This window comes from Streptomyces regalis (assembly GCF_001509475.1).
Taxonomy (GTDB): Bacteria; Actinomycetota; Actinomycetes; order Streptomycetales; family Streptomycetaceae; genus Streptomyces; species Streptomyces regalis.
Window position 1 is genome coordinate 1 of record NZ_LLZG01000407.1, and the last position, 18,732, is coordinate 18,732.

24 protein-coding genes are annotated in these 18,732 nt (G+C 68.3%); 16 read left to right on the plus strand and 8 right to left on the minus strand.

Annotated features, from left to right (window positions below; translation table 11 throughout):
* The first annotated feature begins 97 nt into the window (after positions 1 to 97).
* Positions 98 to 1,336: an RNA-guided endonuclease InsQ/TnpB family protein gene (locus tag ADL12_RS44495; RefSeq protein WP_062714338.1), complete on the plus strand. Its 1,239-nt coding sequence runs from the start codon at positions 98 to 100 to the stop codon at positions 1,334 to 1,336.
* Here ADL12_RS44495 and bla read toward each other — a convergent pair.
* The gene (bla, locus tag ADL12_RS44500) at positions 1,333 to 2,220 is read right to left on the minus strand and encodes a class A beta-lactamase (RefSeq protein ID WP_062714267.1); all 888 of its coding nucleotides are present in this window, start codon (positions 2,218 to 2,220) and stop codon (positions 1,333 to 1,335) included. The two genes, ADL12_RS44495 and bla, sit on opposite strands and share 4 nt — an antisense overlap.
* Positions 2,221 to 2,382: 162 nt before the next feature.
* Here bla and ADL12_RS44505 point away from each other — a divergent pair, with 162 nt between their 5' ends.
* Positions 2,383 to 3,501, plus strand: a complete 1,119-nt coding sequence (locus ADL12_RS44505; RefSeq protein ID WP_062714269.1) for a hypothetical protein — start codon at positions 2,383 to 2,385, stop codon at positions 3,499 to 3,501.
* Between the two features lie 23 nt (positions 3,502 to 3,524).
* Here ADL12_RS44505 and ADL12_RS44510 read toward each other — a convergent pair whose 3' ends face one another.
* A complete protein-coding gene (locus ADL12_RS44510) occupies positions 3,525 to 5,006 on the minus strand; it encodes an alpha/beta hydrolase (RefSeq protein ID WP_062714271.1) in 1,482 nt (493 codons plus the stop codon).
* A gap of 117 nt (positions 5,007 to 5,123) precedes the next feature.
* Positions 5,124 to 5,402: a hypothetical protein gene (locus ADL12_RS52005; protein ID WP_244188272.1), complete on the minus strand. Its 279-nt coding sequence runs from the start codon at positions 5,400 to 5,402 to the stop codon at positions 5,124 to 5,126.
* A gap of 541 nt (positions 5,403 to 5,943) precedes the next feature.
* Between ADL12_RS52005 and ADL12_RS44520 the strand changes: the two genes are divergently transcribed.
* Entirely contained in the window at positions 5,944 to 6,126 is a 183-nt protein-coding gene (locus ADL12_RS44520; RefSeq protein ID WP_062714273.1) for a hypothetical protein, read from the plus strand.
* A 75-nt stretch (positions 6,127 to 6,201) separates the two neighbouring features.
* Here the strand turns inward: ADL12_RS44520 and ADL12_RS44525 are convergent, their stop codons facing one another.
* Positions 6,202 to 6,741, minus strand: coding sequence for a GNAT family N-acetyltransferase (locus tag ADL12_RS44525; RefSeq protein WP_062714275.1), 540 nt, complete (start codon positions 6,739 to 6,741; stop codon positions 6,202 to 6,204).
* A 182-nt stretch (positions 6,742 to 6,923) separates the two neighbouring features.
* On the opposite strand from ADL12_RS44525, the gene ADL12_RS44530 reads away from it, so the two are divergent.
* From ADL12_RS44530 to ADL12_RS44555, 6 genes are all read left to right on the plus strand, one after another.
* On the plus strand, positions 6,924 to 7,721 hold the full coding sequence (locus tag ADL12_RS44530) for an SCO2525 family SAM-dependent methyltransferase (protein WP_062714277.1): 798 nt from the start codon (positions 6,924 to 6,926) through the stop codon (positions 7,719 to 7,721).
* 72 nt (positions 7,722 to 7,793) lie between these two features.
* Positions 7,794 to 9,644, plus strand: a complete 1,851-nt coding sequence (locus ADL12_RS44535; RefSeq protein ID WP_062714280.1) for an SCO2524 family protein — start codon at positions 7,794 to 7,796, stop codon at positions 9,642 to 9,644.
* A 3-nt stretch (positions 9,645 to 9,647) separates the two neighbouring features.
* Positions 9,648 to 10,565 carry an SCO2523 family variant P-loop protein gene (locus tag ADL12_RS44540; protein WP_062714282.1) on the plus strand — a complete coding sequence of 306 codons (918 nt, stop codon included), beginning with the start codon at positions 9,648 to 9,650 and terminating at the stop codon, positions 10,563 to 10,565.
* Positions 10,562 to 11,542, plus strand: a complete 981-nt coding sequence (locus ADL12_RS44545) for an SCO2522 family protein (protein WP_062714284.1) — start codon at positions 10,562 to 10,564, stop codon at positions 11,540 to 11,542. The genes ADL12_RS44540 and ADL12_RS44545 overlap by 4 nt, the downstream gene beginning before the upstream one ends.
* Before the next feature lies 1 nt (position 11,543).
* Entirely contained in the window at positions 11,544 to 12,515 is a 972-nt protein-coding gene (locus ADL12_RS44550; protein ID WP_062714286.1) for an SCO2521 family protein, read from the plus strand.
* A 101-nt stretch (positions 12,516 to 12,616) separates the two neighbouring features.
* Entirely contained in the window at positions 12,617 to 13,498 is an 882-nt protein-coding gene (locus ADL12_RS44555; RefSeq protein WP_244188273.1) for a DUF6879 family protein, read from the plus strand.
* Here the strand turns inward: ADL12_RS44555 and ADL12_RS44560 are convergent.
* From ADL12_RS44560 to ADL12_RS44570, 3 genes are read right to left on the minus strand one after another with little or no spacing between them, the layout of a single operon-like run.
* Positions 13,482 to 13,679: a DUF397 domain-containing protein gene (locus ADL12_RS44560; protein WP_062714290.1), complete on the minus strand. Its 198-nt coding sequence runs from the start codon at positions 13,677 to 13,679 to the stop codon at positions 13,482 to 13,484. The two genes, ADL12_RS44555 and ADL12_RS44560, sit on opposite strands and share 17 nt — an antisense overlap.
* A gap of 26 nt (positions 13,680 to 13,705) precedes the next feature.
* The gene (locus ADL12_RS44565; RefSeq protein WP_062714292.1) at positions 13,706 to 13,903 is read right to left on the minus strand and encodes a DUF397 domain-containing protein; all 198 of its coding nucleotides are present in this window, start codon (positions 13,901 to 13,903) and stop codon (positions 13,706 to 13,708) included.
* Entirely contained in the window at positions 13,885 to 14,718 is an 834-nt protein-coding gene (locus tag ADL12_RS44570) for a helix-turn-helix domain-containing protein (RefSeq protein ID WP_062714294.1), read from the minus strand. The genes ADL12_RS44565 and ADL12_RS44570 overlap by 19 nt, the downstream gene beginning before the upstream one ends.
* A 114-nt stretch (positions 14,719 to 14,832) precedes the next feature.
* On the opposite strand from ADL12_RS44570, the gene ADL12_RS52010 reads away from it, so the two are divergent.
* Genes ADL12_RS52010 through ADL12_RS44595 form a run of 7 tightly spaced genes read left to right on the plus strand, consistent with a single transcriptional unit; the run spans position 14,833 to position 18,223 of the window.
* Positions 14,833 to 15,039 (plus strand): hypothetical protein, encoded by a 207-nt coding sequence (locus tag ADL12_RS52010; RefSeq protein ID WP_079052616.1) that lies wholly within the window; start codon positions 14,833 to 14,835, stop codon positions 15,037 to 15,039.
* Entirely contained in the window at positions 15,036 to 15,251 is a 216-nt protein-coding gene (locus ADL12_RS44575) for a hypothetical protein (protein WP_062714296.1), read from the plus strand. The genes ADL12_RS52010 and ADL12_RS44575 overlap by 4 nt, the downstream gene beginning before the upstream one ends.
* Positions 15,252 to 15,281: 30 nt before the next feature.
* Entirely contained in the window at positions 15,282 to 15,902 is a 621-nt protein-coding gene (locus ADL12_RS44580; RefSeq protein WP_062714298.1) for a DUF1266 domain-containing protein, read from the plus strand.
* A gap of 26 nt (positions 15,903 to 15,928) precedes the next feature.
* Positions 15,929 to 16,036, plus strand: a complete 108-nt coding sequence (locus tag ADL12_RS55860) for a recombination protein O N-terminal domain-containing protein (RefSeq protein WP_208614750.1) — start codon at positions 15,929 to 15,931, stop codon at positions 16,034 to 16,036.
* Positions 16,033 to 16,779: a DNA repair protein RecO gene (gene recO / locus ADL12_RS44585; RefSeq protein WP_062714300.1), complete on the plus strand. Its 747-nt coding sequence runs from the start codon at positions 16,033 to 16,035 to the stop codon at positions 16,777 to 16,779. Before ADL12_RS55860 ends, recO begins: the two co-directional genes overlap by 4 nt.
* A 22-nt stretch (positions 16,780 to 16,801) precedes the next feature.
* Positions 16,802 to 17,641, plus strand: a complete 840-nt coding sequence (locus ADL12_RS44590; RefSeq protein WP_062714302.1) for an isoprenyl transferase — start codon at positions 16,802 to 16,804, stop codon at positions 17,639 to 17,641.
* A gap of 60 nt (positions 17,642 to 17,701) precedes the next feature.
* On the plus strand, positions 17,702 to 18,223 hold the full coding sequence (locus tag ADL12_RS44595) for a YcxB family protein (RefSeq protein WP_062714304.1): 522 nt from the start codon (positions 17,702 to 17,704) through the stop codon (positions 18,221 to 18,223).
* Positions 18,224 to 18,308: 85 nt separating this feature from the next.
* Here ADL12_RS44595 and ADL12_RS44600 read toward each other — a convergent pair whose 3' ends face one another.
* Positions 18,309 to 18,719 (minus strand): Fur family transcriptional regulator, encoded by a 411-nt coding sequence (locus ADL12_RS44600; protein ID WP_062714306.1) that lies wholly within the window; start codon positions 18,717 to 18,719, stop codon positions 18,309 to 18,311.
* Between the last annotated feature and the right edge of the window lie 13 nt (positions 18,720 to 18,732).

The window sequence follows — 18,732 nt, forward strand, 5'->3', positions numbered from 1 at the left end:
GGGCGACATAGAACACTCGGTCGACTCGTCACTGGAAGGTGGGGCAGGTGTGCGGAAGTCGTCTGTTTGTGCGGCCGTGCTCGTAGGGTTGGGTGTCATGAAGCTGGTGGTGCAGGTCAAGCTGTTGCCGACGCCCGTGCAGGCGGCGGCACTTGAGGCGACCCTGCATGCTTGCAACGAGGCGGCTACCTGGGTGTCCGGGGTGGCGTTCGCCAAGGATGTGAAGCGGAACTTCGCGTTGCGCGAGCACACTTACGCCGAGGTCAAGCAGCGGTGGGGGCTGGGCGCGCAGGCCGCCCAGCACACCATCAAGAAGACCTGTGACGCCTACCGGACACTGGCGGCGAATGCGAAGGCCGGGAACCTGGGCAAGCCGTGGTCCAAGCGATACCGGCGGGCCACACAGAAGCCGATCGTTTTCCGTCCTGAGAGTGCGCAGCCCTATGACGACCGGATGCTCTCCTGGCAGATCCCGGAGCGGACCATCTCCATCTGGACCCTGGACGGGCGGGTGAAGGGCGTGGCGTTCATTGCCTCCCCGGAGCAGCTGGCCCGGCTGGCCCTGTACCGCAAGGGCGAGTCCGACCTGATCGCCCGGGACGGCATGTGGTTCCTGCAGGCCACCTGCGAGATCCCCGAAGCCGAGCAGAATGCCGATCCGGCCGGGTTCCTGGGCATTGATCTGGGCATCGTGAACATCGCCACCACCTCGGACGGCCAGATCATGGCCGGGCGCGCCCTGAACCGGGGACGGCTGCGCGAACGCACGCTGCGCACCAAGCTGCAACGCAAGAACACCCCGTCCGCCAAACGCCGGTTGAAGAAACGCAGGCGTAAGGAAGCGCGGCGGGCCAAGGACATCAACCACAAGATCGCGAAACACGTGGTGGCTGAGGCAGAACGCACCGGTCGCGGGATCGCCCTGGAGGATCTGACAGGGATCCGTGAGCGGGTACGGCTTCGCAAGCCCCAACGGGCTACCCACTCCAGCTGGAGCTTCGCCCAGCTCGGAGCGTTCATCGCGTACAAGGCCCGCAAGGCGGGAGTGCCTCTGGTGCACGTCGATCCGGCGTACACCTCCCGCACCTGCGCCGAATGCGGCCATGTAGACAAGGCGAACCGCGTCTCACAGGCGTGGTTCGCGTGCCGGTCCTGCGGATTCGTTGATCACGCAGACCGTAATGGCTCCCGCAACATCCGCGCTCGTGCGGAAGAGTTGTGGCGACGCGGGGCGCAGTCAACCGCCCCAGACCCACCCCCAACACCCGAGGGTGGGACCAGACGCAAGCGCAGCGCTACAGCCGGTGGCGCCTGCTGTGCAAGCTCGCCGCTTTAGCGACGGGTAGTTGACGTGAGCGTTTCCGCCAGGAGCGCCGCCGTCTCGACGATCAGGGCGTGGTCCGGCGCCGCGTCCTGCTCCGGCTTCGTCGTCTGGACCGCCAGGACGAGTGGGGTGCCGTCCTCGGTCCAGGCGATCCCCGCGTCGTTGTTCGTGCCGTAGAAGCCGCCGCCGGTCTTGTCCGCGATGGTCCATGACTTGGGCAGGCCGGCGCGGAAGCGGTTGGCGCTGGTGGTGTTGTTCAGCAGCCAGTGGGTGAGGAGGTCGCGGTCGGGGCGGTTCAGGGCGTTGCCGAGGACCAGGCGGGCGTACGTCCGGCCGATCGCACGCGGGCTCGTGGTGTCCGTGGTGCGCCACGGCTCCGCCGAGTTGAGCTCCGTCTCCCAGCGGTCGAGGCGGGTCACCGGGTCGCCGAGGGAGCGGGCGAAGCGGGTGACGGCGGTGGGGCCGCCGAGTTCGCGCAGGAGGAGGTTTCCGGCCGTGTTGTCGCTGAAGCGGATGGCCACGTCGGCGAGTTCGGCGACGGTCATGCCGGTGGCCAGGTGCTTCTCGGTCTCCTTGGAGTTCTCGACCAGGTCGTCCGCTGTGTAGTGGATGCGCTTGGCGAGCACCTCGCCGTCCCGGTCCAGGTCGCGCAGGACGGCCGCGGCCGCCAGGGTCTTGAACAGGGAGCAGATCGGGAAGCGCTCGTCGGCGCGGTAGCGGACGGTCTGCTTCGTGGCGATGTTGTGGGCGAACACGCCGAGGCGGGCGCCGTGTTGCTCCTCCAGCGCGCGGAGGCGGGTGGTGACGTCGTCGTCGCCGGGGGTGGCGTGGGCGGGGCTGCTCGCGAGCAGCGCGGCCACGGTGGTGCCGGCCGTCAGCAGCGTGCGTCTGGTCATCGGGGACTTGGGGGTTGAGGCGGCGCTTAAGATCTCGCTCTCCTTCGTTCGTGGGCCTTCGACGATCTCTTCAGTGATCGACGCTCTGTCTCATCCCTTGGTTGCGGCGCCGTAGACCTTCGGCGGACGGTGCTGCGGCGCCGCGCTCGCCACAGTGGCCGTATGGAGAAGAGCAAGGGGATGAGCAGGGCACGGTTTCTGGCGGGGGCGGCGGCCGTCGGGCTGGCGGGGGCGGTCCTGCCCGCGGGGCAGGCAGGGGCGGAGCCGAAGCACAGGGGACTGAAGCACAGGGGCGTCGTCTACACCGTCGGGGAGGGCGAGACACCGGGGACCGCGTGGAATGCCGCCCGGATGCGCGAGGACGTCCGGGTGATCCGCGACGAGCTGCACGCCGACACCCTCGACGGCGTCGAGCGCCTCACCGCCACGGCCGCTGAGGCCGCCGAACGCGGGCTGCACGTCTGGCTCCAGCCGACCCTGGGGGACATACCGGAGCGGGACATCCTGGAGAGCATCGCCGAGTGCGGCCGGTTCGCGGAGCGGCTGCGCCGGCAGGGCGCGAGCGTCGACTTCAGCGTGGGCTGCGAGTTCTGGCTGTTCGTGCCGGGGATCGTGCCGGGGGAGACGGTCCTGGACCGGATCGACAACCTCCTGAAGGGCACGGTCGACATGGCGAAGATGCAGCGCCGACTCGCTCGCTTTACGGCGAAGGCGGCGGCGGTCGGCCGGTCCGTCTTCCACGGCCGCCTCAGCTACGCCGCCGCACAGGACGAGGAGTTCGAACCGGTCGACTGGAACCTCTTCGACGTCATCGGCATCGACTACTACTCGTTCCATCGCCAATCCGCCGACTACATAAGGGAGTTGCGTCGCTACCAGCGCTGGGGCAAGCCTCTGGCGATCACCGAGTTCGGCACATGCGCGTACGTCGGCGCCCCGAAGACGGCCGGCGTGGGCTGGAACATCGTCGACTACACGAAGGAGCCCAACGAGATCAAAGGCGACCCGGTGCGCAGTGAGCGCACACAGGCCGCCTACATGACCGATCTGCTGGAGGTCTTCGAGTCGATGGGCCTGTACGCGGCAATGGCCTTCGAGTTCGTCACCCCGGACGCCCCACACCGCCCCGACAACCCGCGCTACGACCTCGACCTCGCGAGCTACGCCATCACCAAGCCGATCAAGGACCGCCCCGACGACCCGACCTCGGACTGGCACTGGGAACCGAAGGAGGCCTTCCACGCCGTGGCGCGACAGTACGCCAGGGCGTGCCGGTCCTAGGCCGGATCACTCGCAGTACCGGATCACTTGCAGTAGAGGTCCTCGCGGGGCCGCTCCCCGGTCGCCAGGAAGTGGGAGACCGTCGCGTCCCCGCAGGCGTTGCCGTTGTCGAGGTAGGCGCCATGGCCGGTGGAGTTCACGGTGACCATGACGGCCCGCCTGCCGAGGGCCTCACGCAGCTTCAGGGCGCCGCTCAGCGGCGTTGCCACGTCCCGCTCGTTCTGGACGAGGAGGACGTTGGACGGGCCGCGGTCGGTGGCCCGTACCGGCGCCTCCTTCGGCTGCCACGGCCACGCCGCGCACATCATCGCGTTCCTCGGCATGCCCGCCGTCAGCGGATACTTGGCCCGGCTCTCGGCGACACCCTTCCGGTAGACGGCCGCCGACCTGGGCCAGGCGCCGTCGTTGCAGATGGTGGCGGAGCCGACCGCGGCGCCGTTCTGCAGCGCCGCCTCCGGCGGGGCCGGCGGCGCGGGCGGCACCGTGCCCTTCTGCGCGGCCAGCATCAGCTTGGCCAGGACCGGGTAGTTGTCGGGGTCGTAGAGGCTGTCCAGCATGGTCTGGCGCAGTACGTTGCCGTTCAGCTCCGCCGGATTGGCGCCGGGCCAGGGGATCGGCTCGCGGTCCAGGTGGGCGGCGAGGCGGAGGAAGAGGGGGCGCACCTCGTCCGCCGTGTCGGCGAGCCGGTACGGATTGCCCGGCGTGGACGCCCACTTGGCGAACTCGGGGAAGTTGTCCTCAACGCCCGCCTCGAACGCCTCCAGCCAGGCACGTTCGGCCCGGACGGGGTCGGGGTGGTCGTTGCTGTCCAGCACGATGCGGTCCGTGCGCTGCGGGAACAGTTCGAGGTACGCGGCACCGACGTACGTGCCGTACGAGTCGCCCCACGCCGACAGCTTGCGTTCGCCGAGCGCCGCGCGGATGCGGTCGATGTCGCGGGCGTTGTTCTTGGTGCTGATGTGCTTCATCAGCTCTCCGCCATTGCGCGAGCAGGCGTCCGACACACGCCGGGCGTAGGCCATGTTCTCGGTGACGGACCCGTCGGGGGCGGGCCATGGGCGCGATTTCGTCGGGGTCAGGTCTCCGGCATCAAGGTCACAACTCACCGGCGCGGAGGGCGCGTTGCCGCGCGGCGCGAACCCGATCAGGTCGTAGGCGTCCCACACCTCCTGCGGCAGCTTCTGCCCCTTGCCTGAAGGGTCGTTCAGACTCGTGCCACCGGGTCCGCCGGCGATCAGCAGCAGCGCGCCCCGGCGGGCGGAGGGCTTCTCGCTGGGGATACGGGACACGGCGATGTCGATCTTCGGGCCGCCGGGGTCGGAGTAGTCCATCGGTACGGAGAGGGCCGCGCACTCCTGCCGTGAGTCCAGACCGCTGCCCTCGCACTTGGTCCATTTCAGCGGCGCGGGCACGCCGGTGGCGGACGCGGTGAGCGGGGTGACGAGCCCGAAGACGACTCCGGAGGCGGCGGCGATCAGGGCGGCACTCTTGGTGATCTGCTTCATGTGCAGCAGCCTGACGGGGATGGACGGAACGTCACATCCTGGTAACTCCCGTGTCTGTCCGGGGGATTACCCCAGGCGGGCATTACGCCGACCCCGAACCCAACCCCAACCCCAACGTCATGGCGAGCCGGTCCTCCCCGGGCCCGAGGTAGTCCCGGTGCACTGCAGGCACTCCCCGTCGTCGAGGACGAGGATGCGGTCGCCGTGCGCGTCGAAGTGCTGGCGCAGCACGAAGTACGGGTACGGATCCTCGGGGAAGACCTCCCTGTCCACGCGGAGGAGTTCGGGCAGATCCGCCTCGGTGATGCCCCTGGTCGTGAGCGGCCGATCACTGCTGTCGGCGAATAACGCCTGGTCAGCGCTGCAACTCCCAGCAGGGAAACGTTTCTCCGACATGCCAATCAAATGCCCCCTATGTGGTGGATTGGAGTCACTCCGTGTGGTGAGCACGTGTTGCCTGCCGTTTCAGGTGCTCGGTTCGAGATCCGCCCATCTTGAGCAGGGTGAATCCGGTGGTTCAAGAGCGCGAGATGCTTATGCCTCGACGCGCTCCCAGTGCGCTTGCTTTTGGTACCGTAAGTGAATGACCCAGAGAGCGTCGGGGAACGTCCAGCTGAAGAACGCAGATGTGCACTGGGCTACATTCGACCCGATCGCCTACGTTGATCAGAACCACCGCGACTTACCGGCAGGGGGCGCGGGGTACACCCTCTGAAACTATGCATAGCCGCAAATTGCGAGAGAGTGCGGATATCAGTGGAATTCGCGCCACGTGAGCAGCGGCATAGGCTCGATGATTTCCAAACGCGAGGGCCCGGCGGCGCAACCTCTCACAGCACACCGCCGGGCCCTGGTGGGCCACATGTCCCTGCTAAAGAAACAGGACCCGACGATGAATACTACGCCGCCTGAGCCCAGGAAGTCGCCCTCAAGCGCAATGCTGGCGACATCTATCGGGCTGGGCGCCGGGAACTTCGGCTTCGCAGCCGGCGCCTTCGGCCGTGTCGTAGGCGAGCAAACCCTGTACGAAGCGACCGGAACCGGGATGGTCGCCGGCGTGGCCGCCTTCGGCCTGGGACTCACGATCGCCTCTTTCATCGGGCAGGGCGGTGAGAGATAGATTCGCAGTCGGTCCAAGGCCACGCCCCGTCGCCCACCACGGGAGGCGGGGCGGTGTCGGGGGCCCAGGCGGGGATTACGCCGACCCCAATCCCAACCCCAACGTCATGATGAGCCGGTCCTCCTCGGGCCCCAGGTAGTCCCGGTGCACTCCTCCCTCAGCGGAGAACCCCAGGGACCGGTACAGCTGGATCGCCGCCGCATTCGTAGGCTCCACGGTCAGCCGCACCTCATGGACCCGCTCCCGGCGCAACTGCCGCAGCACCTCCAGCATCAGCCGCTTGCCCAGCCCACGGCCCCGCTGGTCGGCGCTGACGGCCAGGCTCAGGACCCAACACACGTAGCCGTCCGATGAGTTGATGAAGAGGACGTACCCGTGCAGGCACGCCCCGTCGTCGAGGACGAGGAAGCGGTCGCCGTGCGCGTCGAAGTGCTGGCGCAGCACGAAGTACGGGTACGGCTCCTCGGGGAAGACCTCCCTGTCCACGCGGAGGAGTTCGGGCAGATCCGCCTCGGTGACGCCCCTCATGGTCAGCGGTCGGTCGGCGCTGTCGGCGAAGAATGCCTGGTCAGTCGTGCCGCCCGAGAAAGGGAAACGTTCCTCCGGTACAGCCATCAGCCGCCCCCTGTGTGATGGAATGGAGTCACTCGTGCGGGTGAGTACCTGTTGCCTGCCGTTTCAGGTGCTCAGTTCGAGGTCCGCCCATCTTGAGGAGCGCGGTCCGGGGTCTTCAAGACTGCATGATGTCTGTGCCTCAACGCGCTCCCGATGCGCCTGCTTTTGGTACCGTTGGTGGAATGACCCAGAGATCGTCGGGGGGCGGCCAGGTGAAGAATGCCGATGTGCCATGGGACGAGGCATTCGACTCGATCGCCTACCTTGATCACAATTACCGCGACTTACAGGAAGAGGACGCGGAGATCCTGCAGATCATCCGGGATCATTTCGGCGATCATTTCCGGAAGCAGGGCGTCGGGCCGGTTTCCGGGATCGATGTGGGCGCCGGCGTCAATCTCTATCCCGCACTGGCCATGCTGCCGTGGTGCGACGAGATCACCCTCTTCGAGCGCTCCTCCTCGAATGTGGAGTACCTGGACGGCCAGGTCGACTCCTACGGGGAGAACTGGGACAAGTTCTGGACCGCCCTGTGCCGGAAGAAGGCCTACCGCTCCCTTGATGTGGACCCGCGTGAGAAGTTCCGCAAGGTCGTCAAGGTCGAGCAGGGTGACATCTTCGAACTCAAGCGGTACGGGGGCCGGTGGTCCGTGGGGACCATGTTCTTCGTCGCCGAGTCGATGACGACCTCCCCCGGCGAGTTCGCGCTGGGCGTGGAGCGTTTCATGCGATGCCTGGCCCCCGGTGCCCCGTTCGCCGCCGCTTTCATGGCGCATTCACAGGGTTATCACGCGGGTGAGCATTTCTTCCCCGCGTGCGACGTGGGAGAGTCCGATGTGTACGCGAGCCTGGAGCGGTTTGCGAGGGACTTCAAAGTGAGGCCGCTCAAATCCTCGGCGCGGGTGCGCGAGGGGTACAAGGGCATGATTGTCGCCCACGGGTGGCGCTGTAATTCGGATGCGGACATTTCGTATAACTGATCAGCGAATCTTCACAACAGAACAGAGATATTGCTCAACTTAGGGCAGGGCGGCCTGTGTGAGGGGCATGGGATGCAGATCAAGCCACGTCAGCATCTGCTGGACATCTGGCAGGCGATCGCTCGCCACTCTTTCAACGGGGGAGAGTGGGACTGGGGCGAATGGGGCGGAGTGAGCAGCGTTGCCGACGCCGAGCGGCTGCTCTGCCTGCTGTACCCCGCCACGGAGATCCCCGCGTTCCGGCTGGACGACCCGGACACCACACAGGACGACGTCCAGCAGGTCCTGAAGAAGGCCGGCGGGCGGCTGGACATCCCGGCCAACATCGTCACGGCCGCGGCCGAGTTCATGCGGGCCCACACCGGTGAGGACAAGAGGCCCACGTTCGCCGGGGGTTACTACTTCGGGTCGGCGGACAAGACCAAGGAGCTCAGCGAGGAGCAGCGCCAACTCGGCGTCGTCGACTCGTTCTCCATGTCGATCACCCTGTGCCTCGCCACGCTCGGCTTCCTCAAGGTCTACGAGACCAGGACCCGGCGCAGCGACATCAAGGAGACGATCGCCGAGCTGCGCCAGGCCACCAGCAACCGGCTCACCGCCGCCATGGTGAGCCTGCTGCGCTCCTTCACCGTCAACGTCTTCGACACCGACTCCTCCCAGGGCCGTACCCTCATCGAACTCCTCGGCCAGGGACGGCAGTCGCAGCGGCAGGTGCTCAACAAGTACCAGAATCGCTTCCGTGCGCTGCGCGCCGCGATCGTCGAGAGCGTGAGCCTCGGTATCGACGTCGAGGAAGGGCTCAAGGACGAGAACCAGCTCTTCGAGTGCGGCTGGGCGTGGAGCCTGGTGAAGGACGCCCCCGAGGTCGAGACCGACGAACCCATCGGGCCGCAGCCCGAGGGCGTCGCGAACGCGGTGCCGTATCTGTACTTCACCGTGGTCGCCCTCGACGGTATCCAGGACCTGTTCTCCGACCGCACCCTCACCCTGGGCCTGCTCAACACCGAGCAGCAGAAGCTCGCCGAGGCGCTCCGGCTGCGGTGGGAGCTCACCCAGCAGTACTGGTCCCGCATCGCCCGCTTCGACGCCGACCGCTGGCCCCTGGAGGACCTGCCCTGGCGTACGACGGGACAGAAACTGGAATCCGCGTATTTCTCCCTCTCCGTCGCCGCCATCCTCGTGCACGACCTGATGCGGCGCCGGGCCACCGACGACGACCTGACCCGCACCGTCGGCGTCATGGAACGCCTCGCCGAACGCGGCCGCATCACCAGCCGGATGACCCGCGACGACCCCCAGGTCCACGAGCTGCACAACGTGGGCGTCGCCCTGCCGTTGCAGGGCAGCGAGCGGGTCGGCACGCCCATGACGTGGTCCATCACCGACTTCTCGGCACAGCTGCTGAAGCGGACCGTCCAGCTGTGCACGCTGTCGCGCAACCTCGCCTCGCACGACCGGCTGCTCAGACTCGCCGAGGACATCTTCGACCACATGTGGCGGCGCCGCATCCGCGACGGCGAGGGCGTCGGCCTGTGGGACAACATTCACGCCGCCTATCCCGAGGCGGAGATCCACAAGCGGCGGGTCCCGGTGTCATGGAGCATCACCGAGCGGGTCACCGAGGTCATGGTCCAGGCGCACGAGATGTACCGCCAGCCACCGATCCGCAGCCTCGAACTCACCGAACTGGCAAGGGCGTTGCTCAGTGAGTCCGCACACCTGCTCGGCAACGAGCAGATGGAACCTGCGCCCACGGACGCCGGCCGGCACGGAATGGAACTCAGAAACATCGAGGTCAAGTTGCGCCGCGCCCGCAGCCTCGTGGACGAACAGCCGGGTACGGCCTACGCGTTGACGCTCGACGTGCTGGGACAGCTCGACTCGCTCGCCCGGGCCCGCGAAGCCGCGGACCGGGGAGTGTGAACCGTGCTGATCTTCGCCGCCTCCGACAAGGGAGGCACGGGCCGCTCCGTCACCAGTGCCAACCTCGCCTACCACCGGGCGCTGGCCGGGGACGACGTCTGCTACCTGGACTTCGACTTCGGCTCGCCCACCGCGGTGGCCGTCTTCGACGTGGCCGACGCCCGCGAGGCCGCCGAGGACCGCGGCCTGCACGCCTACCTGATAGGCGAGGTCAGCGAGCCGGAACGGATCGACGTCTGGGCCAAGACCGAACACCAGGTGCTGCGCGACCCGCCACCCGGCTGCGGCCGGCTGGTGCTGATGCCCGGCGACGTCAGCGGCGGCGAGTTCGCCACCACCGACGACAACCTGCGCCGGTGCGTCGACCTGCTGATGAAGCTGTACCACGAGTTCGACCTGGTCATCGTCGATCTCAGCGCCGGCCGCTCCTACGCCGTCGACATGGCCCTGGAGGCCACCGCACAGCCCGAGATGAGCGAGCTCACGGCCCGCTGGCTGGTCTTCCACCGCTGGACCCGCCAGCACGTGGCGGCCGCCGCGAGCCTCGTCTTCGGAAGGCGCGGCATTGTCGCCGGAGGCGTCCACCGCGGCCACGACGAGGAGGCGCTGCGGGGCGCCATCCGCTTCGTACGGGCCGCCGTACCCGACCCCGAATCGCCGCTGTGGTCCCAGGTCTCGCCCACCCAGTCGGCATGGATGCGCAAGACCGACGGCGACCTCAAGCAGCTCGCCTCCACCGCCGGTATCGGCTACAGCCAGGTCCTCGGCTCGGTGCCCCTCGAACCGGTCCTGCAGTGGCGCGAGCAGCTCATCACCGACGAGGACGTGCTCGACAGCCAGATCGCCAACCAGGAGACCTGGACGGCGCTGAGCCGGCTGGCCGCGCGGCTGACCGACGACAAGTACTGGGAGGAGGCATGACCGAAGCCGTTTTCCGGGAGACCACCGCCGAGCCCGTCACCAAGTCCGTGCCGCTGTCCCATCTCTCCCTGGAGCTGGGCCACCTCTACATGGAGGACTTCGAGGCCGGGCCCGACCGGCTGCGCGAGCACTTCGCCGAGGTACGGATCTGGGTGGACGCCGTGCGCGCCTCCGCCGCCCGCCGCAGCAAGCGCCCGCGCATCAGCACCTGCTTCCTCATCGACGACTACTTCACCCGCTTCTCCACTCCGGCCGAGCTGATCCCGATGGTGCTGAAGGAGGCCGAGAAGGCCGGCCTCGTCATCGACTACCTCGCCCGCGAGTCGGCCTGCGCGGTCGCCGACCGCATCGAACTCGCGGAATCGGTCATGCACCGCCTCGTCGAGTCGCCGCCCCCGGGCAGCTACGGCTCCCGCCCGCCCGTCAGCCAGACCGGCTGGCTCGCCAACGGCCAGCGCACCCCCACGATGTCCCGCAGCGCCCTGGGCGAGGTCAAGGGCTGGCAGCCGCCCGGGGAGACCGCGGCCCGCAACCACTCCGTCTTCATGGACGTCGAGCTGTGGTCCGAGAAGGACGGCGGGCGGCTGTGGTCCTGCCCTTTCCTGGCCGCCGTATGGCAACTGGCCCGGCTGGGGCTGTTACGGCACCTCGGTGAGCCCGTGCTGGAGCCGCAGGACTGGAAGAGCGAGGAGTTCCCGCACGACTGGGACCGGCTGCCGCCGCTGATCAAGCTCACCGACACCAAGGCGGCCTTCAGCGCGTACCGCACCTGCACGCTCATGCCGAACCGGTTCCTCGCCGTCGAGGACGCCGTGCGGCTCATCCTGGACCAGATAGACGTCGACGCCGGGGCGCTGCGGCAGGTCGCCGACCGGTCCGGCGGTGAGGGGATGGCGGTACCGGCCGCCGTCGCACAGCGCGCCACCTACGTCTTCTACGAGGAGCCCGGCGACTCCTCCGAGGCCGAGGGGACCTGAGATGACGGCGGCCCTGGGACAGTCGGCGCGTTCGGTCCTCGCCTGCGGTGAGGTGCGTACCTGTCTGTTGCCGTCCTTCCAGGCGCTGGACGGCCGGGCCGCCGCCCAGCTGCTCAGGCTGCGCGCCGACGAACACGTCCGGGTCTCCGAGCGGCCCACCATGTACGCCCTTTCCCCCGAGGTGCTGACCGGGGTGGACTGCCGGCTGCCCACCTCCAACGGCAGCAAGGTCCGGGCGGTCGGTACGGTCATCGCCCGCGCGGCGCTGACCGAGGGCCGTCTGCTGCAGTCGACGGCGTACTTCAGCGCCCCGGCCGCCGGCCCCGACACCCGCCGCCCCTGGGGGCAGTACCTCGTACGGCCGGGCCTGGTCGAGCCGTTCGGCAAGCTGCCCCAACAGGCCACGGTGGAGGGCGTGTTGCGCGGCGCCGGGCGCGGTGAGCTCGACCTCGGGACGATCGCCGAGGGCCTGCTGACCCAACTGCGCCGCCACGCGCTGCTCGACCGCAGGGTGCCCTTCAAGTCCCGGCCCACGCACCTGCGTTGGGTCGCCCGGCGACAGCCCGAGGGCGAGCGCGCGTCCCTGACGAACTTCACCGTGGCCGAGGGCGGGCTGCGGACCATGGAGTTACGGCTGCCGGAGGACGTCCCCGCCGCCGCCGCGGCCGGCCTGTGTGAGGATCTCGCCCTGCACGACTGGCTTTTGACGACAGTTCAGCAGATGCTGGACAACAGCCGCATCGGCGCGGCGGACGGGCCCTCGGTCGTCGAGGCGCTGCATCCGGTCGTGGTGCACCTACTGCATCTGTGGATGCCGCGCGCACACGTGGACGCCGCGCTGGGCCACCTGTGGGACGTGTTGGAAGAGAAGCCGGGGTTCTCCCGCCAGTGGGAGAAACTCAGTCGGCGGATCAGAGACCGACTGGCCCTCCAGGCCGTAACGATGCCGCACCAGGCGTTCAGCCCGCGCTGAGGGGCGGAACCCAACCACATACAGACGGGGGACAGAACATGAGTGGAGCGCCATTAGGAGCAGGGAACAACGGAGGTCACGCACCGCGTCCGGAGCCGCGCATGCCCAGGATGTTCTGGCGGATCGTGATCACCGCCTCGGCGGCGGGCGGGGCCTTCCTGCTGACCAGCATCCTGGACCAGGACGACGGGAACATCTGGCAGTGGGTGGCGTCCATCGTCATCGGCAGCGCGGCGCTGATCGTGCAGTTCCTGATCGACTTCGGGGAGCGGTTCGAGAAGGTCGACACACGGTTCAACGAGATCCTCGCCGCGACGACGCTGTTCAGCCAGGTCGACGGTTCGGTTCTGCGCTCCGACGAGGTGACCCGGCTCGTCCTCGGGTACACCAAGGTCCGTGAGCGGGGCGGCGACATCGTGCAGGCCTTCGCGGAGAAGGAGCTGGGCCGCCTCGCCAAGACGATGGAGGGCCTCGGCAGCGGCAGCGCGGACTGCCCCGGCGAGAACGACGAGTGGCTGATCGACATCACCGACTGCGTCAAGATGACCCTCGACGCCACCAGCACCTCGGTGGACCGGGAGTTCTGGACCAGCGGGTCCGCCGAGCGGTATCTCTCCGCGCAGGAGAAGGCGATCAAGAGGCGGGGCGTGGAGATCCGGCGCCTGTTCGTCGTGCGGGACACGGACGAGGTCACGCCGGAGCTCAGAGCACTCTGCGAGCGCCAGCGCAGGCGTGGCATCGAAGCGCGCATAGCCGTGCGGTCACTGATGGAGTCGAACCCCAAGGTGGACGACTTCATCGTCTTCGACGGCGAACTCTGCTTCGAGACCAAGCCGGACCAGGAGTCCAACCCGGACGGGACCTGGCTGAGCGCCGAGCCGGACCACATCGAGGACCGCGTCACCCAGTTCGCCAAGCTGTGGGCGGAATCGGAACGACAGGCGGGCCCTGAGCCGCAGCCGACGCTTACTTCAGGGACGTGAGGAAGCCTGTCCAGGCGTGCGTGGGGATGAGGAGTACGGGGCTGTCCGGGGCGAGTTTGGTGTCTCGGACGGGGACGGTGCCGGGGATGCCGTCGGCGATCTCGATGCAGTCCTCCCCGCCGCTACCGCCGCTGTAGCTGCTCTTGCGCCAGCGGGCGTTGCTCAGGTCGTGCTCGCGCATCGTCTGTGGTCCTCCGCTGCCGTGGGTTACTTCAGGGACGTGAGGAAGCCGGTCCAGGCGTGGGCGGGGATGAGGAGTATGGGGCTGTCCGGGGCGAGTTTGGTGTCTCGGACGGGGACGGTGCCGGGGATGCCGTCGGCGACCTCGACGCAGGCCTCCCCGCCGCTACCGCCGCTGTAGCTGCTCTTGCGCCAGCGGGCGTTGCTCAGGTCGTACTCGCGCATCGTCTGTAGTCCTCTGCTGCCGACTCGATCAGGGCCAGGGACGCCTCCGGGGACAGAGCGGCGGCCCTGAGGAGATCGTAAGACGCCCGGGCCCGCTTCACCACCGCCGGATCGTCCAGCAAACTCCCCGAAAGCACGCCCTCTGTATAGACAGTTGGCGGGGCGTCCTCGAACTCCATGAGCCACATCATCTTGCCCATCTCCGGGTGCGCCCCAGCCGCGAAGGGCATCACCTGGACCATCACCTTGCGCTCCTGCATCAGGACCGCGATGTGGTCCAGCTGACGTGCCATGACCGCCGGGTTGCCGACTGGGATGCGCAGGGCCGCCTCGTGCAGGACCGCCCAATACACGGGCCGTGTAGTGTCCTTGAGGATCTCCGTCCGGTCCATGCGCCCCCTGAGCAACTCCTCGATGTACTCGTCGGCGGCGAACGGATTGCTGGCCAGGAAGACCGCTCGCGCGTACTCCGGCGTCTGGAGCAGCCCCGGAATCACCGTCGGCGCCCAGTCGCAGATCTCCGTCGCCAGCCGCTCAAGCTCAGCCGCATGCGCGAAGTACTCCGTGTACGGCTGCTCCTTGATGAGCTTTCGCCAAAGCCGCTCGAAAATACCGTCGGTTTGCAGGGCCTCATCAATCCGCTGGGCGACATCCAATTGCGGCTTTCGAATTGCCTGTTCGAACTGGCCGATGTAACCCCCGGAGACAAATACCCGGGACCCCAACTCCACCTGAGTGATCCCGGCATCCTCCCGCCGCCGCTTCAGCTCCGCGCCGAAGAACTCCCAGGCCGCCTGACGTGAACCATTGGCCATGGCCAACCCCCTTGCACTTCCCGGCACTTGTAGGGCACAGACTCCTGCCGAGTGTAGGCGCCGCAGGTCAGGATGGAGATGAAATGAGTGAAACCCAAATAGGAGGGGAGTCACGTGACGGCACGACACTCGGCGCGCTGCGTCGAAGAAGCGGAGGAAGCAGTGAAGGAATTGCGGGCGGCGCTGGAGAAGGCAGGAATTACGCTCCCGACACTCCGGATCGACCCGGCGAGTCTTGCGCGTGAAGCCCCGTGCCCGCTCGTCGAATTGGGCCGGTGTTCCGTCGAGACCGCGCAGCGCCTCGCGGCGGTGCTGCGTTGAAGCCGCCGATCGGGGCGTACGTCGTCGACACACGCACAGGGAGAATCGGGATCGTCATGGGGCACGAGGGGCCGTACGTCCAACTCAGACCGTACGGCGGCGGCAAGGAGTGGGACGCCGAGCCGGCGTCCGTCCGCACGGCCAGCCCCGCCGAGCGGCTCCGCGCGGCGACCGCGTACGCGAACGCACGCAGCAGGGGTGAGGTTCCTTGACGTAAGGACCGGCGCATAGGGTGCGGCGGCATGGGCTTGTGGAGATGGAGGAAGAGAGGGCCGAAGGCGTCCCGCCGCTACCCCGTGCCGCTCACCGTGCACCAGCTGTGGATGGTGTCGCTGAGCGCGCCGGTGAGCCGGGACCGCGGAGCCTCGCGCACCACCCTGTACCCGTTCACGCGGGTCGACGACGACAGCGCCCGGCGCTGGCTGGCCGACCAGTGGGAGATCACCTCGCGTGAGCAGTTGGTCGGCCGGCTCGACGACCTGTCCCGCAGTGGCTACCGGGCCCGGGCGTACCGGCTCACCGGCGTCTCGCCGCTCGCCTGGGACGCCGCCCTGTACGTCGACATCGCCCGTCGTGGCTTCGCCTGCGGGCTGATCGGCGAGTCCGACGCCTGGACCGCGCTGAAGAACATCGTGCCGGCGGTGGCGGGGACGTACGGCTCGTGGCGGGAGTACGCCGATCACTATCTGCTCGGTCGGCAGGTGTGGCGGGACGGGCTGCGCGGCACGGAAGACGCCCGTTTCCCCGCCCCGCAGGCGGTCGCCGACGAGTATCTGCGGTCCCTGCTGGACCCGGCGAACCGCGCCAGCCCCTGGAACCTCGCCCCCTGGGACACCATCAGCCACCCCGACCGCACCCGCTGACCCCGCGGGTACGCGAGAATGAACCCATGAGTCTGTTCCGCGACGACGGCATCGTGCTGCGCACCCAGAAGCCGGGTGAGGCGGACCGGATCATGCTGTGCTGCCGCGCCGGGAGCGACGGGGGTGTGCGATGAGTTTGTTCCGGGATGACGGCGTCGTCCTGCGCACCCAGAAACTCGGCGAAGCGGACCGGATCATCACGCTGCTCACTCGTGGGCATGGGCGGGTGCGGGCCGTGGCCCGGGGTGTGCGGCGGACCAAGTCGAAGTTCGGGGCGCGTCTCGAACCCTTCTCCCACGTCGACGTGCAGTTCTTCGCACGGGGGAGTGAGCTGATCGGACGCGGGCTGCCACTGTGCACGCAGAGCGAGACCATCGCGCCGTACGGCGGCGGGATCGTCACCGACTACGCGCGCTACACGGCCGGGACGGCCATGCTGGAGACCGCCGAACGGTTCACCGATCACGAGGGCGAGCCGGCCGTGCAGCAGTATCTGCTCCTCGTCGGCGCCCTGCGCACCCTCTCCCGTGGCGAGCACGCCCCGCATCTTGTTCTCGACGCCTTCCTGCTGCGGTCGCTCGCCGTCAACGGGTACGCCCCGAGCTTCAGCGACTGTGCGAAGTGCGGGATGCCGGGACCGAACCGCTTCTTCTCGGTCGCCTCCGGAGGCTCGGTCTGTGTCGACTGCCGGGTGCCCGGTAGCGTCGTACCGTCGCCGCAGACCCTGGAACTGCTCGCCGCGCTGCTTACGGGAGACTGGGAGACTGCGGACGCCTGCGAGCCGCGGTACGTCCGGGAGGGCAGCGGGTTGGTGTCCGCTTATCTGCACTGGCATCTGGAGCGCGGGCTGCGCTCACTTCGGTACGTCGAGAAGTAGAAGCAAGGGAGACGAGAAGCACATGGCCGTGAGTGGGTTCCTGGGGCGCCGGCGCCGCGAGTACAAGACGCCGGAGCCGCATCCGTCCGGTGCCCGCGCGCCGAAGCTCCCCGGTGAGCTGGTCCCCAACCATGTGGCGATCGTCATGGACGGGAACGGCCGCTGGGCGAAGGAGCGCGGGCTGCCGCGCACCGAGGGGCACAAGGTCGGCGCCGAGCGGGTGCTGGACGTCCTCCAGGGCGCGGTCGAGATGGGCGTGGGGGCGATCTCCCTGTACGCCTTCTCCACCGAGAACTGGAAGCGCTCGCCGGACGAGGTGCGCTTCCTGATGAACTTCAACCGCGACTTCATCCGCAAGACCCGCGACCAGCTCGACGAGTTGGGGATCCGGGTGCGGTGGGTCGGGCGGATGCCCAAGCTGTGGAAGTCGGTCGCCAAGGAGCTCCAGATCGCCCAGGAGCAGACCAAGGGCAACGACAGGCTGACGCTGTACTTCTGCATGAACTACGGCGGGCGGGCCGAGATCGCGGACGCCGCGCAGGCTCTTGCCGCGGATGTGAAGGCCGGGCGGCTGGATCCGTCGAAGGTCAACGAGAAGACCTTCGCGAAGTACATGTACTACCCGGACATGCCGGACGTGGATCTCTTCCTGCGCCCGAGCGGTGAGCAGCGCACCTCCAACTACCTTCTCTGGCAGAGCGCTTACGCCGAGATGGTCTTCCAGGACGTGCTGTGGCCGGACTTCGATCGGCGCGACCTATGGCGGGCGTGCGTGGAGTTCGCCTCCCGCGACCGGCGGTTCGGCGGGGCGATCCCGAACGAGGAGCTGCTGGCCATGGAGGGCAAGCAGGACGAGGCCTGATCGGGGGGGAGAGAGCGCGCGGGGCGTCCGGCGGCGGAATCGAACGCTAGGGTTCCGCCCATGGATCATCAGGGGCGGGACATCATCGAGGACGCGGGCGCCGTCGAGCTGGCCTTCCGGCCGACACGCACCGACTTCCTCCGGGCCATCCAGGTACGCGACCGCATTCGCAGGCTGACGGTGCTGCGGTGGGCGCTCACGGTGCTGTTCGCGGGACTGGGCCTGTTTGTCGCCGCCGCCGGGCCGGACGCCGCGGTGTTCGTCGCGCTCTGCCTGCTGTGCTCGGTCATGATCTGGGGCACGCCCCGTCTTCAGGCCAACCAAGCGTTCCGGACCGTCTCCTGGCAGGGCGAGTACCGCTCGACTGCCGATGAGACGGGGATCACGACCGTCACCGATCACGTGACGACGACCCTGCGCTGGTCCGCGTTCCGGGGTTACCGGGAGACCCGCGACCACCTGGTCATGCTGAGCAGGGACCCGAGCATCCTGCTGGTGGGGGTTTTCCCCAAGGGCGCCGCTGATCCGGCCGACGTCGACCGGATGCGGACGCTGCTGGCTCGTCACCTGCCCCGCGTGTAGTCGCCGGATCGCCTGTCTCGGCCCGTCTGGGGGCGGCAGCCCCCAGGGGGACGGTCACCCCCACCGACCCGCACCGTTCAACGGCTCAACCCGCCGCGCACTCCGCACACGTACCGAAGATCTCCACCGTGTGCGCCACGTTCACATAGCCGTGCTCGGCTGCGATCGCGTCCGCCCACTTCTCCACCGCCGGTCCCTCGACCTCGACGGCCTTGCCGCAGACGCGGCAGACCAGGTGGTGGTGGTGTTCGCCGGTCGAGCAGCGGCGGTACACCGACTCGCCGTCGGACGTGCGCAGGACGTCGACCTCGCCGGCGTCGGCCAGGGACTGCAGGGTGCGGTAGACCGTGGTGAGCCCGACCGAGTCGCCCTTGTGCTTGAGCATGTCGTGGAGTTCCTGCGCGCTGCGGAACTCGTCGACCTCGTCGAGGGCCGCCGCCACGGCGGCCCGCTGCCGAGTCGCGCGGCCCTTTACGGGCGGTCCAGCGGTCGTCACCGGTTTGCCTCCT

Excerpts from the sequence above, each read along its gene's own strand:
- ADL12_RS44595 (WP_062714304.1), top strand. The coding sequence starts at position 17,702 with ATGGATCATCAGGGGCGGGACATCATCGAGGACGCGGGCGCCGTCGAG.
- ADL12_RS44505 (WP_062714269.1), top strand. The coding sequence starts at position 2,383 with ATGGAGAAGAGCAAGGGGATGAGCAGGGCACGGTTTCTGGCGGGGGCG.
- ADL12_RS44495 (WP_062714338.1), top strand. The coding sequence starts at position 98 with ATGAAGCTGGTGGTGCAGGTCAAGCTGTTGCCGACGCCCGTGCAGGCG.
- ADL12_RS44555 (WP_244188273.1), top strand. The coding sequence starts at position 12,617 with ATGCCCAGGATGTTCTGGCGGATCGTGATCACCGCCTCGGCGGCGGGC.
- ADL12_RS44565 (WP_062714292.1), bottom strand. The coding sequence starts at position 13,903 with ATGCGCGAGTACGACCTGAGCAACGCCCGCTGGCGCAAGAGCAGCTAC.
- ADL12_RS44550 (WP_062714286.1), top strand. The coding sequence starts at position 11,544 with ATGACGGCGGCCCTGGGACAGTCGGCGCGTTCGGTCCTCGCCTGCGGT.
- ADL12_RS44570 (WP_062714294.1), bottom strand. The coding sequence starts at position 14,718 with ATGGCCAATGGTTCACGTCAGGCGGCCTGGGAGTTCTTCGGCGCGGAG.
- ADL12_RS44580 (WP_062714298.1), top strand. The coding sequence starts at position 15,282 with ATGGGCTTGTGGAGATGGAGGAAGAGAGGGCCGAAGGCGTCCCGCCGC.
- ADL12_RS52005 (WP_244188272.1), bottom strand. The coding sequence starts at position 5,402 with ATGTCGGAGAAACGTTTCCCTGCTGGGAGTTGCAGCGCTGACCAGGCG.
- ADL12_RS44520 (WP_062714273.1), top strand. The coding sequence starts at position 5,944 with ATGCTGGCGACATCTATCGGGCTGGGCGCCGGGAACTTCGGCTTCGCA.
- ADL12_RS44590 (WP_062714302.1), top strand. The coding sequence starts at position 16,802 with ATGGCCGTGAGTGGGTTCCTGGGGCGCCGGCGCCGCGAGTACAAGACG.
- recO (WP_062714300.1), top strand. The coding sequence starts at position 16,033 with ATGAGTTTGTTCCGGGATGACGGCGTCGTCCTGCGCACCCAGAAACTC.
- ADL12_RS44525 (WP_062714275.1), bottom strand. The coding sequence starts at position 6,741 with ATGGCTGTACCGGAGGAACGTTTCCCTTTCTCGGGCGGCACGACTGAC.
- ADL12_RS44510 (WP_062714271.1), bottom strand. The coding sequence starts at position 5,006 with ATGAAGCAGATCACCAAGAGTGCCGCCCTGATCGCCGCCGCCTCCGGA.
- ADL12_RS44545 (WP_062714284.1), top strand. The coding sequence starts at position 10,562 with ATGACCGAAGCCGTTTTCCGGGAGACCACCGCCGAGCCCGTCACCAAG.
- ADL12_RS44560 (WP_062714290.1), bottom strand. The coding sequence starts at position 13,679 with ATGCGCGAGCACGACCTGAGCAACGCCCGCTGGCGCAAGAGCAGCTAC.
- ADL12_RS55860 (WP_208614750.1), top strand. The coding sequence starts at position 15,929 with ATGAGTCTGTTCCGCGACGACGGCATCGTGCTGCGCACCCAGAAGCCG.
- ADL12_RS44530 (WP_062714277.1), top strand. The coding sequence starts at position 6,924 with ATGACCCAGAGATCGTCGGGGGGCGGCCAGGTGAAGAATGCCGATGTG.
- ADL12_RS44535 (WP_062714280.1), top strand. The coding sequence starts at position 7,794 with ATGCAGATCAAGCCACGTCAGCATCTGCTGGACATCTGGCAGGCGATC.
- bla (WP_062714267.1), bottom strand. The coding sequence starts at position 2,220 with ATGACCAGACGCACGCTGCTGACGGCCGGCACCACCGTGGCCGCGCTG.